The 12,979-nt window shown below is 57.4% G+C and carries 9 protein-coding genes; 6 read left to right on the top strand and 3 right to left on the bottom strand.

Annotation, left to right across the window (positions count from 1 at the left end):
* Positions 1 to 118 precede the first annotated feature (118 nt).
* Together JN279_RS28610 and JN279_RS28605 are read right to left on the bottom strand one after the other, a co-directional pair.
* Entirely contained in the window at positions 119 to 1,234 is a 1,116-nt protein-coding gene (locus JN279_RS28610; protein WP_096456091.1) for a glycosyltransferase, read from the bottom strand.
* A gap of 1 nt (position 1,235) precedes the next feature.
* Positions 1,236 to 2,354, bottom strand: coding sequence for a glycosyltransferase family 4 protein (locus tag JN279_RS28605; protein WP_096456093.1), 1,119 nt, complete (start codon positions 2,352 to 2,354; stop codon positions 1,236 to 1,238).
* Between the two features lie 391 nt (positions 2,355 to 2,745).
* Here JN279_RS28605 and JN279_RS28600 point away from each other — a divergent pair, with 391 nt between their 5' ends.
* The 6 genes from JN279_RS28600 (at position 2,746) to JN279_RS28575 (ending at position 12,047) form a co-directional block, all read left to right on the top strand.
* A complete protein-coding gene (locus JN279_RS28600; protein ID WP_096456095.1) occupies positions 2,746 to 3,555 on the top strand; it encodes an ABC transporter permease in 810 nt (269 codons plus the stop codon).
* Positions 3,556 to 3,563: 8 nt separating this feature from the next.
* On the top strand, positions 3,564 to 4,304 hold the full coding sequence (locus tag JN279_RS28595) for an ABC transporter ATP-binding protein (protein ID WP_096456096.1): 741 nt from the start codon (positions 3,564 to 3,566) through the stop codon (positions 4,302 to 4,304).
* 245 nt (positions 4,305 to 4,549) lie between these two features.
* On the top strand, positions 4,550 to 5,554 hold the full coding sequence (locus JN279_RS28590) for an FkbM family methyltransferase (protein ID WP_202350833.1): 1,005 nt from the start codon (positions 4,550 to 4,552) through the stop codon (positions 5,552 to 5,554).
* On the top strand, positions 5,554 to 8,997 hold the full coding sequence (locus JN279_RS28585) for a glycosyltransferase (RefSeq protein WP_202350832.1): 3,444 nt from the start codon (positions 5,554 to 5,556) through the stop codon (positions 8,995 to 8,997). The genes JN279_RS28590 and JN279_RS28585 overlap by 1 nt, the downstream gene beginning before the upstream one ends.
* 428 nt (positions 8,998 to 9,425) lie before the next feature.
* A complete protein-coding gene (locus tag JN279_RS28580) occupies positions 9,426 to 11,414 on the top strand; it encodes a nucleoside-diphosphate sugar epimerase/dehydratase (protein ID WP_202350831.1) in 1,989 nt (662 codons plus the stop codon).
* Between the two features lie 84 nt (positions 11,415 to 11,498).
* Complete coding sequence (locus JN279_RS28575; RefSeq protein ID WP_096459000.1) at positions 11,499 to 12,047, top strand: sugar transferase; 549 nt, start codon at positions 11,499 to 11,501, stop codon at positions 12,045 to 12,047.
* Here JN279_RS28575 and JN279_RS28570 read toward each other — a convergent pair.
* Positions 12,026 to 12,979 (bottom strand): UDP-glucose 4-epimerase family protein, encoded by a 954-nt coding sequence (locus tag JN279_RS28570; RefSeq protein WP_096456104.1) that lies wholly within the window; start codon positions 12,977 to 12,979, stop codon positions 12,026 to 12,028. The genes JN279_RS28575 and JN279_RS28570 overlap by 22 nt on opposite strands.

Raw genomic sequence — 12,979 nt, 5'->3', positions numbered from 1 at the left:
CGATTCGATATTTAGTTTTGATTAATATAAGAGCCGACAGGCATCTTGATTATCGCTACAATCGCGTGACGTAAAAGGCGCGGTGACATCCGATTTATTTGTTGTCGCCGAGGAAATATTAGATATTCCGAACGAGATCCTGGTAGAGCTTGGTATAGGAGATTGCCATTTTTTCGGACGTGAACAGGTTCTCGTAGCGCTCTACTGCGTTTTCCCCGAAGCGTTTCGCCATGTCCGGGTCCTCCCAGATCTGAGCCATGGCTGCAGCCAAGGCCGGCGCATCGGCGGGTGGGACGACCAATCCCGTCACCTTGTCCAGGTTGATGAAACTTGTGCCAGTGCCGATCTCGCAAGAGATCATGGCTTTGCCGAACATCGCTGCCTCGACAAGAGACAACCCAAAAGCTTCCGAGCGCAGATGAGACGGGAAGACGACCCCGCTGCACAGGGTCAGAAGCGCGATCTTGTCCTCTTCTTCCAGCGCGCCGACAAAATGCACATTCGACAGCCCGTTTGCTTCAGCTTGCCCGTGCAGGGCCTGCTCCATCGGACCCGAGCCGACGATAACGACCGGATAGCCACTCAGGCGCGCTGCCTCGATCAGGACATGCACGCCCTTGTAGTAACGCAGTACGCCGGTGAACAGGAAAAATTTGCCGGGAAACCGCGCGCGCCATTGTTGCAGCCGTGCTTCGGAGGGGGCCGGATAATCCTTCACGTCCAGGCCGTTCGGAATGACGATTGTCTTGGCACGCCGTCCTCGCAGGACAGCGCTCGTTTCCAGATAATTGGGCGAGGCCACGACGATGCGGTCAACGCTGTTGAGGAAGATATGCATCAGCGGACGATAGACCTGCAGCAGCGTGCTCTGCTTGACTATGTCAGACTGATAGGTGACCACGGTTGGCTTTCGCACCCGCATGCCGAAATGAGCCAGGTCCATGAAGGGCCAGGGGAAGTGATAGTGAATGACATCGGCTTGCGCCGCCAGTTCGCCGAAGCGCTTGAAGGCGCCGAGCGAAAAACCCGTCGAGGCGACCTCCAGATCGAGGCGTGCCTTGTAGGCCCAATGCCCGTCGAAGAAGACGCTGTTCTCCTCCGGCTTGCGGCTGAGTGAAAGCACCGTCGGCTCAACGCCCAGTTTCGACGTTCCGCAGGCGATTGCATGGATTGCTCGTTCCATGCCGCCGAACGTGTCAGGCCAATACGTCTTGAAAAAGTGGAGGACGCGCATGTCAGCGGCTTTTCCGCTTGGCAATGGCCTGGTCGAAAACCTCGATCAAACGCTTTGCGCTGAGATGCCAGTCGAAACGCGCCGCATTGGCCTTGGCGATCGCGGCTCGTCGTGCAAGATCGCGATCGTCGGTAAGCAGTTGATGCAGCTTTGCGGTGAGGTCGCTGACTGACAGCGGATCGACCAGCAAGGCGCCTGCGCCGGCAACTTCGGGCATTGAAGAGACGTTGGAGGTCAGAACCGGTACCCCAAAACCGTTTGCCTCCAGAATGGGCAAGCCGAACCCTTCATAGAGTGATGGCATCGTAAGAGCCCGGGCTCCAGCATAGAGCGATGCCAGATCGGTGTCATCCAGGTACCCCGTGAGCCGCAACTGGTCGGAAACACCAAGATCCACCAGGCGAGACCGGAGATCGCCGAGGTGCCAACCCTGTCCACCAGCGATGACCAGCAGATGTCCGGAACGGACCTGCGGGTCGAGGCCGGCCCAGGCCTCCAAGAGGCGAACGAGATTCTTGCGCGGCTCGAGGGTCCCTACAAACAGCAGATAGGGCCGGTCGATTCCAAAACGCGTGTGCACGGCGGCAATGTTGCCCGGCACGAGGCGGGTATAGCCGGGATAGATCGTTGTCACGGGAGCTTCCAGACCGGGGTATCTCTCCCGGAGCGCCCCCTCCGTTGAATTCGAGTCCACGACGATAGCGTCAGCCCGGCGCACCGCGGCGCCCACAAAGGCGCGCTCCGCGCCCCATGTCTGCCAACGCATGGTTTCGGGCGCATAGGCCCAAACCAGGTCATGAATTGTGACCACCCGCGGCATCGGCGCCGGCAGACGGAAGGGAAGCCGGTGCGCCGGCCCCCAAAATACATCGACCGCGTCGTTGGTTGCTGCGCGTGGCAGCGCCGTTTGCGACCAGATCATGCGAGCGGCAGCGCCCGGGAAAGCCGCCACGCGCATGTCGGCCCCAACGAGCTCATCAAGCCCATTGGCCGGCGACTCGGGCAGATAGAGAATTGGTCGGTGTCCGGCTGCGACGAGCGCCCGCGTCATCTCGACGACGTATCTTCCGATACCCGTGAGGCCAGGCACAAGGTTGCGTGCGTCGATTCCGATTTTCATTTACGATCTGGGTACAATGAACTGCGTGCGGTGCGGGTTAGCGAGCCCTTCAGCCGTGATATCAGGTTTCCGCGTCGATCCCGGCTTTTCATACCTGGCGCCGGCACCTCCTCCGCATAGCAGAGTCGAACTCCATTGCAACATGGCCTGCGAGGAGCGCGGATTTTGTACGCTGCGGGCATGGTGATGAGACGATGCGGCGATCTTGTAGTCTCTTCCCGAAGTGAGCGGCCTTGGGTTGAAGGCGTCGTGTGATTTCGTGGCGAAAGGCGCTTGCTCAATCGGTTTGCCTGAGACAGTCGTCAACTTGATGTCGCCAGGGCAATAATGTATCGAACCTTTCGCACACAGCCGGGCCTGGGCAGAACACACGATCGGGACATCTCGACATATGCTGCCGACTAAGACAGGCGTCCTCGCAGAGGCGTTCGCCGACATAAGAGCCGCGCTGAAGAAACACCATCTGGCGACGACGTTCAGCTGGCAGGACGTGGCCCAGCGCTACCGGCGCTCGCGGGTCGGAGCGTTTTGGCTGACCATCAACATGGGCGTGCTGATCGGCGCGCTCGGCTTCGTCTTTGGCACCCTCTTTCGCACGCCGATGCAGGAGTTTCTCCCCTACATTTGCGTCAGCTTGATCTTCTGGGGTTACATTTCGTCGTCGATCAACGAGGGATGCATGGCCTTTATCGGGGCCGAGGGCATCATCCTTCAGGTGCGCATGCCGCTGTTCACCCATGTGTTGCGCGTGCTCTACCGCAACGCCATCATTCTGGGCCACAACATTCTCATCTACCCGCTCGTCCTGCTGGCCGTCGCGCGCATGCCGACATGGCACGTCTTCCTGGCGCTGCCCGGCTTTGTCATCTTGTCGCTCAACCTGCTCTGGATCATGCTGATCCTGGGTGTGCTGTGCGCACGCTACCGCGACATGACGCAGGTGATGCAGAACCTTCTGCAGGTCATCATGTACCTGACCCCGGTGATGTGGATGACGCGAACGCTGCCCGAGGGCATTTCAAGGTTGTTGCTGGAACTCAATCCCTTCTACCATCTCCTCAGTGTCGTGCGCGACCCGCTGCTGGGCGAGCTCCCGTCCGCGACGAGCTGGATCGCCTGCATCGTGTTTGCGATCGTTGGCTGGACGGTCGCCCTGTTGCTGTTCGGCCGTTATCGTCACCGCATCCCCTATTGGTTATGATCCCTGCTATGGCTTCCATCATATTGGCCGGCGTCTCGGTCGAATTTCCGGTCTTCAACGCGGCAAGCCGCTCGCTCAAGAACAGGGTGCTGAGCGTCGCCACGGGCGGCGCGATCGACCGTCGGGTCGATGGCCATGTCATCGTGCGCGGACTGGAGGATGTGAGTTTTTCGGTGAACGAGGGGGACCGGATCGGCCTCGTCGGCCACAACGGTTCCGGCAAGACGACGCTGCTGCGCGTGCTGTCGGGCATCTACAGGCCGACGAGCGGCTCGGCGGAAATCCACGGCGAATGCGTGTCGCTGATCAACATCTCGCTGGGCATCGACCCGGAAGCGACAGGGCGCGAGAACATCAGGCTGCGGGCGGCGATGATGGGCATGCGGCCGAACGAATTGCGCGAGCAATTCGATGGCATCGCCGAGTTCACCGGACTGGGCGATTTTCTGGACATGCCGTTCCGGACCTATTCGTCGGGCATGCAGCTACGCCTGGCGTTCTCGACATCGACGGCGATCCGGCCGGAAATCCTGGTCATGGACGAATGGCTTTCGACCGGCGACGAGGACTTCAAGCACAAGGCCGACAGGCGGCTGCGCGAGATCGTCGAGACGACCAAGATCCTTGTCCTTGCCAGCCACTCGCGCGATCTGCTGCAAAAGAATTGCAACCGCATCCTGTGGATGGAGCATGGCCGTGTGCGCATGGATGGCCCTACAAATGAGGTTCTGCCAGCCTATTTCGGTTGAGTTCATCGTCTGAAACAAGAATAAATGCAAACAGGTTGTAGACGATGCCAATCGCAACCTCGTATGTTTGTCCAGGCTGATGCCCGGCTAGGGCGCGAACGGATGAGACAGTGTGATAAAGAAGAAAATCCGATTCGATCCGTCGAACCCGCTCTTCGCGCTACCTGCTTAGAGATCCGAGAGACGGCGCGTGACAATAGGCCGAACTCGGCCCCAATCGAGATTTGGACACAACGGTACTTCCTTTGACCTTCATTTCATACGCCCAGAATTTTGAAGATGTTATGCTTTGGCGGGCGCTCAAGCATATTCCGCAAGGATTCTGGATTGATGTGGGCACCGCGGACCCGGACGAATACTCTGTTACGCGGGCCTTTAGCGATCATGGCTGGTGTGGGATCAACATCGAGGCCAATCCACCCTATGTGGCGCGCATCGCGGGCGCGCGCCCACGCGATGTAACTTTGGGTGTCGCAGCCGGCGCCAGTGCGGGGAGCGTGCCTTTCTTTGAGGTGGTTGGCACTGGCATGTCGACCATGGACCGGGTCATCGCCGAACAGCATCGCGTGGCAGGATACGAGATCCGGGAACACGAGGTTCCGTCGCGGATATTGGCTTCCATCTGCGCCGACTATGCTCCAGCAGATATCCATTTCCTGAAAATCGACGTTGAAGGGACAGAACGTGATGTTCTGGCCAGAGCTGTTTGGACGAGCCATCGACCTTGGATCGTCCTGCTTGAGGCGACGAAGCCGAATCCGCAGGAGCAAAACCACCTGAAGTGGGAACCGCTACTTCTCGCTGCGAACAACCGGTTGGTGTGGTTCGACGGTTTGAACCGCTTCTACATTGCCGCAGAATTCTGGGACGAATTGGCGCCGGCATCCGCGGCGCCACCGAACCTATTTGACGACTTTGTTCGCGCAACCGGCGCAGAGCACCTCAACAGGATCGTCGGTGCCGAGACGCGAGCCGGGCAGGCGGAAGAGCGAGCGGGACAGGCGGCGGCGCATGCTGCGCAAGCCGACACGCGCGGTTCGTCATCCGAGGAAATATTGCATGGACAAACTCGAACGCGTCATAGTCGCGGTCGCGAGTGGCCGTGTGAATCTGAGCGTCGAGCTTCCGCCGGTGTCGTCAGACAAGACCGCCCATTCATTCTGGCCTATCAGGCTGCGCGATTAGCCAAATTCAGTTGGTTTGTAGTGACTATTAAAGGGTGGTCGCCGCCCTTTTCTGGAGAACTTTGATGGCAGCCAGCATCATGAACCAGTACCGCAATTTTGAGGAGCGATTCAGAGGAGACCGGGAATCCATCCTACACACATTTTCCGTGTATCTGCCGCTCTTGGACGTCATTCATTCCGAGAGCGATGCCGATCCAACTGCGCTTGATCTCGGCTCCGGAAGAGGAGAATGGTGCAGTCTTTTGAAAGGTAGGGGATGGCTGTGCACTGGGGTCGAGAACAATCCCACGATGATCGCGGAGGCTGAAAGCAAAAACTTTGTATCGGTCAACGCGGATGCTCTCGAATTTGTCAGAAACACGAAGAATGCGAGCTACGATGTCGTTACAGCTTTTCATCTGGTTGAGCATCTCCAAAGCGAATATGCCATAGAGTTGCTGGAGCAGATTTATAGAATACTGAAGCCCGGTGGGATTATCATTGTTGAGACGCCAAACCCAGAGAATCTCGCTGTCGCAACTTGGGCGTTCCACATGGATCCGACCCATGTTAGGCCGATACCGCCACCGTTAATGGTCTACTACGCTGAGCTTGCTGGCTTCAGGGCGAACAGGATTCTTAGACTCAACGGCAAACCAGCCGCCGAGGATTTTGGCCCTATCCAATCGTTGATAAACACACTGTTTAGCTTGGGACCCGATTATGCGCTGGTCGCGTTGAAACAGTCGGGCCTAGATACAGCCAGAAAATTGAAATTTGAATCGTATTGCGCATCTGTTCCGCAGCAAGGACCCGCTGACATGCGACGTCTCATGCAATTGGCGGAAGAAGCCGATGCGGTTCATGCTCGTCTTAAAGGTGTTGAATATGCACTAGAGGAGAACAGGCGTGAACATGCGTCAAAAGACATCGCGGTGGAGAAATTTATAATTGAACAGATGGAAATGAATTATGTGATACATTCGCACTTGCAGGAAATAAAGAGCAGGGTGTCAAATATTAACCTCTCCTGGATGGTCACGGAGGCACTCCAAAGAGTGCAACGTCAATCTCGATCATCGGCAAAGAGAATTTTTTATAAGAGTAAAAATATATTAAGAACTTACCCGCGCTTGTGGCGTCATCTTGACAGGTCAATTAGGTGTTTTCCGACCCTCCACCGCTATCTGGCGCGCGTATCGTCCTACCCTCCTTTGACCGAAGCATATCCAACACTTTTGGAAAAAGGCTTCCTGATTGACTTTCCCGATGTGACGGCCAAAGGGTTCGAAAATTTCACTGAACGATCCATAAAATTCATTGGCCATTTCAGCGGAACATACAGCCTCGCCTATATCAACCGCAATTTGGCTGAGAAGATGTATTCGCTTGGGCTGGGACGGATCAATATCGTCCCATTTCATGGACGACGTGAGGACGCTATTTCGGCCCCAAACGATACATCGACGGCGGTTCTCACGCGCATGATGCGGGATGGGTTTGCCGACGAATCCTATATTACCCTTGTTCACCATTTTCCGGTGCTGGATCGCTCGGATGACGACAAGCGCGCCTATATCATGTTTTTCTGGGAGGAATCGTCAATCCCGTTCGGAACAATCGAAAAGCTGAATGGCTACGACGCCGTTGTCGCTCCGTCTCGTTTCGTAATGAAAACGCTGCAGGACAACGGCTGTCGTAGGCCAATCGTTTTGGCGCCGCCGCCCGTCGTGGATATTCCGGCCGCGGAACCGAAATCCCCCCGGGTGTCAGGGGTAATCAATCTTCTGCACATCTCTTCCTGCTTTCCTAGGAAAGGTGTCGATCTTCTTCTGTCAGCGTTCGACATCGTTTCGAGAAATAATGACATTCGCTTGACTATAAAAACATTTCCAAACGAACACAATAATGTCGATCAGCTCATTTTAGACATCGTGGCTCCCGAATTTCGAAATAATATTCGCGTCATTTTTGATGACTATACGACTCTGCAAATGCAGGAACTTTACGATCAATCAGATGCGATAGTCCTGCCATCTAGGGGCGAAGGTTTGAATTTGCCGGCCATCGAAGCGGGACTTCGTTATCTTCCTGTGGTTGCAACCGGTTTCGGTGGACAAGCGGATTTTCTCTCCGATGAGAACAGCTGGCGAATTCCCTTTCACTTCGTTCCTTCCTCGTCGCACTTATCCAGCGGTGCATCATTTTGGGTTGAGCCTGACCAAAAGGCATTAGCCTCTATACTCGACGACCTGATCAGCGATTTTGGCGCGGGAGGAAGCCGCTCGCAGCGACGGGCGCGACTGCTGTTCGACCGGGTGAGTCAGCTTTATGCTTCGGACGATGCGGCCAAGCATTTTTTAGGCGCAATTAACAGAATTGAGCAGATAGAGGAGGGTTTTAAGCGACCGCTTGGTTTGACGGTGGTATCGACTTGGCGTGAGCCATGCGGGATTGCAGATTACTCGGATCGTTTGATCGGCGCTTTACATCTTAAAGATGTTTCAATTGTCGGTCCAAAAAATAAAGTTAGGGAAACTCATGCCTCTACATCAAGTGAGGATGTGAGGGTAACAAGAGAATGGTTAAAGAACGCCCCAACATCGGGATTTGCCAGCGCGGATATTAGATTATGGAAAGAAGTTGTTTGGTTTCAACATCATTTTGCCTTTTACGAGATTGATAGAGAGCTACTGTTAACTGTCAAGGAGCTTAAAGCCTTAGGGAAGGTCGTTTTCATCACGCTACATACTTCGCGGCCAATTCTACAATTTGATTCGGCGCGACGGAGCACTGTTGTAGAAACCCTGAAGCTGTTTGATCGAGTCATCGTGCATACAGTGACTGACCTCAACAATTTGGGTCAATGCGGGCTGGGTCACAACGTGACAGTTATGCCGCAGGGCATTCCATATCGCGGCAACACCCGCCCTGCAGAGAGATTGACCAAGCGGATCGGATCCTTTGGCTTCTTGTACCAACACAAGAATGTGAGGGCATTAATCGAGGGGTTTGCGAAATTTATCGCGGCCCGACACGATGGCGAACAATTCAGGCTGTGTCTGCTGAATGCTGTTCGCACGGATTCCAATTCGAAGGAGGAGCTTGAAAATTGCAAGAAAATGATAAGAACCATGGGTCTTGAAGATCAAGTAGAGCTGTACCCGGATTACCTTGAAGAAGCGAAGGTTGAGGAAATGCTTTCGGAGTGTGACTTGGTCGTACTTCCCTACTTGGATAATCCAGAATCTTCCAGCGCCGCTGTCAGGACCGCTTTGGCTGCCTGCGCGTTTGTAGCCACATCTCCTGCACACCTGTTCGATGAGGTTCGCGGGATAACGATCGGGTTGAACGGCTTCGCCCCCTCGAATATTGCAACCGCCTTACGTGAATTCTATGACGATCCCAGAGGGTCCAATCTCGAGAATATCGCCAAGCGTCGATTGGAGTGGGTGGAAGAGAACAGTTGGGAACGGATAGGGCAACGCTCATTGGCGATGATGCTAGGCGCTAGAGCTGAGGTCTGAGATTGTCAGTATAGGCGGCAGCCGCCAATAATTCCCCCGGTCCGGTTGCCGCTGAAATGTCCTACCTGCTTCCGGAGATAGGCTTGAGAATCGGCATCGATGGCAGGAATCTCGGCTCATCCACCGATCGAATCGGCCGGTTCGTCCACAATTCCACCCGACTGGCCGCAGCTTTGTGCTCGCAAGGATAGGCGGTTCGGTCTCTCGAAGCCGGTGGCGCGATAAAGCGGGGAGCATAGCCCGGCCCCTGACGCTCTGCCCAACCGGAAATCAAAAAAAGCTCTGGCGATGGCTGCAACTCCACGCTATGCGATGATTGCAGCGGGGGCTGAGGATTAGAACTTCGAAACGGGCGATCGGTGAGGGATGTCATTCGATCGCGCGAGGCTGTAATGTTCGAATCCTTGCCTGGAGTATAGTACTGGCCAATGACTTCCTATGTAAAAGCCGTATCCGGAAGTCGGCCGAAGATGCGGCGCGCCTTCATCATGGTCCAGGATATGGCTATGGTCCTGGTCGCGGTGGCGCTTAGTCTCGTCCTCTCCAGGTCAGACCTTTCGTTCGATGCATTCTCCTACGAAGGCTTTGTCACCTGGGCAGGGGTCGTTCTCATCAGCCACCTGCTGTTCAGATATTGTGGTCTCTACACCACGATCTGGCGCTTTGCCTCGACCCCGGACTTTTTCAACATTCTGAAGAGCTGCGCGATTCTGACGGTTGTGCTTTATACCGTTTCGCTGATGTCTCGTTTCCTCCAGCCCGTGGCTGGCCTCAACGAGCGCCAATTCATCGTCTTCTTCCTCGTTTCCTTCACCATTATATCGGCGCCTCGGCTGTTCTACCGATTTCTTCGCGACGGCGCGAGCTGGGGCATCCTCACCCAGAAGGCCAATAAAACGCAGGCCAAGCGGGCGCTGTTCGTCGGTCGGCTTGGCGAGGCCGACCTGATCATTCGCTTCACACGCACGGCAGAGCCGGCCGACTATTCCATCGCCGGCATCATGGCGACCGAGCGCGGCGCTCCGTTGGGCACACGGATTCAAGGTGTTCCCGTGGTGGCGTCCCGACCGCGCCTGATCGATGTGCTGGAGGACTTCGCCGCCGGCACCAAGAGCATCGACCTGCTTATTTTCGGCAGCGGCGTCGAGCATGAGATCGAGGAATATTCCGAGCTTGTGCGTGTCGCCCGCCATGGCGGCATAGCCGTCGTACAGTTCTCGAGGCTTTCGCAACTGGGGCAGGAGGGAAAGATCGTTCTCGACGAAGTCGAGATGGAAACGATCCTGCGCCGTCCGACGGTGCCGTCCGACATCGAACGCATTGGCGCTTTCGTCGGCGGCAAGCGCGTCCTGGTGACCGGAGGCGCAGGGTCTATCGGCCGCACACTGGTCAAGCGGTCGCTGGAGCTGGGGGCAGGGGCGGTGCTGGTCGCCGACAATTCCGAGTTCGGCATCTTCCAGTTGAGCCAGTATGTCGACGAGAAGGACCATGAACGCCTGAAGGTCCGCATTGTCGATGTCGCGGACCGGCGCCAGATGACGCGTGTCGTCACGGAATTCAAACCGGACATCATCTTCCATGCCGCTGCGCTCAAGCACGTTCCGCTGCTCGAGGAAAACTGGGAATCGGCCATCCAGACCAATGTTTTCGGCACGCTTGTCTGCGCTGAGGTTGCCGCCAAATGCGGCGTTCCGCAGTTCCTGCTCATCTCGAGCGACAAGGCCGTGGATCCGACCTCGGTGCTTGGCATCACCAAGAGAGCGGCCGAGCAGCTCGTCAGCTCCCTGCACGAAAGCCATGCAATCGTGGCAGATGGGCGCCGTTCCGGCACCAAGTTCATAGCCGTGCGGTTCGGCAATGTGTTTGGCTCCAATGGTTCGGTGGCGACCATCTTCCAGGCACAGATCGAGGCTGGCGGCCCGGTCACGATTACCGATCGACGCATGACCCGCTATTTCATGACGGTGGCGGAAGCTGTCGACCTCGTCATCATGGCCGCCGCTGACGCACAGTCGCGTAACGGCAAGGACGATTATGCCATCTACATGCTGGACATGGGCAAACCCGTGCCGATTCTCGAAGTCGCGGAAACCATGATCCGCATGGCCGGCAAGACGCCCTATGCGGATATCCCGATCCGCTTCACCGGCATCAGGCCCGGCGAGAAGCTGCATGAGACGCTGCAGGGCGCCAATGAAGAGATCGTCACGCTCGACATCGCCAAGATCTTCGGTCTCAGGACCGATGTCGTGGCGTGGCCGGCGATTCAGGCCGCACTGGCTGCGCTGCAGGCGGCAATGAAGAACCAGGACAAGGCTTCCGCCCTTGCCGTGTTGGCGGAGCTCCATCGGCCGGAGACATCAGCGCCAGACACGCGGCAGGAAACTGGCTCGAGAACAGTCGGGCAAGCAGGTTAGAGACGTTGCAGCTGACGGTTGAACGGCGAGATCTTCCTGGGATATCGATCCCGCGCTGGCGGTTTTAATGATCCGGGGAAGGCTGTGAAGCGACTGAAGCGAGCCTTCGATCTCGTCGCGACAGCCCTGCTGTTGCTGGTGACGTCGCCTGTTCTATTGCTCTGCGCGCTTGCGGTGCGGGCATCGTCGCCCGGTCCGGTGATCTTTTCGCAAACGCGGGTCGGCCGCGATGGTGTGTTGTTTCGCTGCCACAAGTTGCGGACGATGGTCCAGGGAACGCCGTCCTTGCCCTCGCACGAAGCGCCGGCGAATGCCGTGACCGCGGTCGGAAAGACCTTGCGGAAGTTCAAGCTCGATGAGCTGCCGCAATTCTGGAATGTTCTCAAGGGCGAGATGAGCCTGGTCGGGCCGCGCCCTTGTCTGCCGACACAGACGGAACTGATCGAGCGTCGCAGGCGGCTGGGGGTTTTGGCAGTACGTCCGGGCATTACCGGCATGGCCCAGATCAGGGGCATCGACATGTCGAACCCACAGCTTCTGGCCGAAACGGATGCCGCCTATCTCAAGGCGGCATCGTTCTGGCTCGACCTTCGCATCCTGTTTGGAACGCTCTATCGCAACGGCGGCGATTGAGCGTTTTCGAGCCGCGCTATCTCGGCCAGCCGCTCCAGCGTGCCGGTTTCCGGCAGCCAGCCTTCCGATACGAGCAGGGAAGGGTCGCATATCTGTGTCGCGGTCAAGCTGTCCCAGGACGTCCGCTTGCCCAACAGGATCGCGGCTGCCCGCAACGGCCCGGCCGGCACGGCTACCAGGCGCGTCGGCCGTCCGAAACCGCTGCGAAAGGCGCCGACGATGTCAGCGATCGAAACCGGCGGCACATCGCCGGCAACATAGATCGGGCACAGCGGCCCCGAATGGCTGAGCAGATGCCACACCGCGCCTGCCGCCGATTGCGACGACAACAGCGAGCGGGTTCCCGTCAGCGCGCCTGCCGGCAACGGCAGAGCCGTGTCGGCCAGGCGCATCAGTGTCGCCAGGTTTCCTTTCATGCCGCTCCCGTAGACCGGAGGCAGCCGCAGCACGGCGGCGTCGGAACGGCCATGCGACGCATAGGTGTCCAGCACTCTGATCTCTGCTTCGCGCTTCGAGCGCCCATAGGCGCATTGCGGATCGGGTATCGTGTCCGCGTCGATCGTTGCGCTGACGCGCGCGCCGATCACGGCCCGGATCGAGGAGAGCTGGATAAACCGTCCGCTTGCCTGTTCGGCCGCCGCTTGCGCCAACCGTGCGCTCAATTCCGCATTGGCCTGCCGAAAATCGGCGTCGGTGGCATTGCCTTCATCATTGTTCAGACCCGCGCAATGGACGACATCCGTAACGTCCCTGGTAAGCGCCAGGAAGGCAGCCGTCGGCGCATCGAAACCGGGCATCTGCACGGCGTCATGTCCGGGACCAAGCCTCTCCGGGTGGCGGGACGCGAGGCGGAGCTCGGCGCCGGCCTTTCGAAGCTGGCTGACCACCTGACGGCCGATAAAGCCCGTCGCGCCTGTGACCAGGACTTTCAT

The sequence above is a fragment of the Mesorhizobium sp. 113-1-2 genome (genome assembly GCF_016756475.1).
Taxonomy (GTDB): domain Bacteria; phylum Pseudomonadota; class Alphaproteobacteria; order Rhizobiales; family Rhizobiaceae; genus Mesorhizobium; species Mesorhizobium loti_C.
This window is presented reverse-complemented; position numbering and strand designations above follow the sequence as displayed.

Bases quoted from the DNA above. Each gene is read 5' to 3' on its own strand.
- JN279_RS28585 (WP_202350832.1), top strand. From the start codon at position 5,554: ATGGCAGCCAGCATCATGAACCAGTACCGCAATTTTGAGGAGCGATTC.
- JN279_RS28600 (WP_096456095.1), top strand. From the start codon at position 2,746: ATGCTGCCGACTAAGACAGGCGTCCTCGCAGAGGCGTTCGCCGACATA.
- JN279_RS28595 (WP_096456096.1), top strand. From the start codon at position 3,564: ATGGCTTCCATCATATTGGCCGGCGTCTCGGTCGAATTTCCGGTCTTC.
- JN279_RS28570 (WP_096456104.1), bottom strand. From the start codon at position 12,979: ATGAAAGTCCTGGTCACAGGCGCGACGGGCTTTATCGGCCGTCAGGTG.
- JN279_RS28605 (WP_096456093.1), bottom strand. From the start codon at position 2,354: ATGAAAATCGGAATCGACGCACGCAACCTTGTGCCTGGCCTCACGGGT.
- JN279_RS28580 (WP_202350831.1), top strand. From the start codon at position 9,426: ATGACTTCCTATGTAAAAGCCGTATCCGGAAGTCGGCCGAAGATGCGG.
- JN279_RS28610 (WP_096456091.1), bottom strand. From the start codon at position 1,234: ATGCGCGTCCTCCACTTTTTCAAGACGTATTGGCCTGACACGTTCGGC.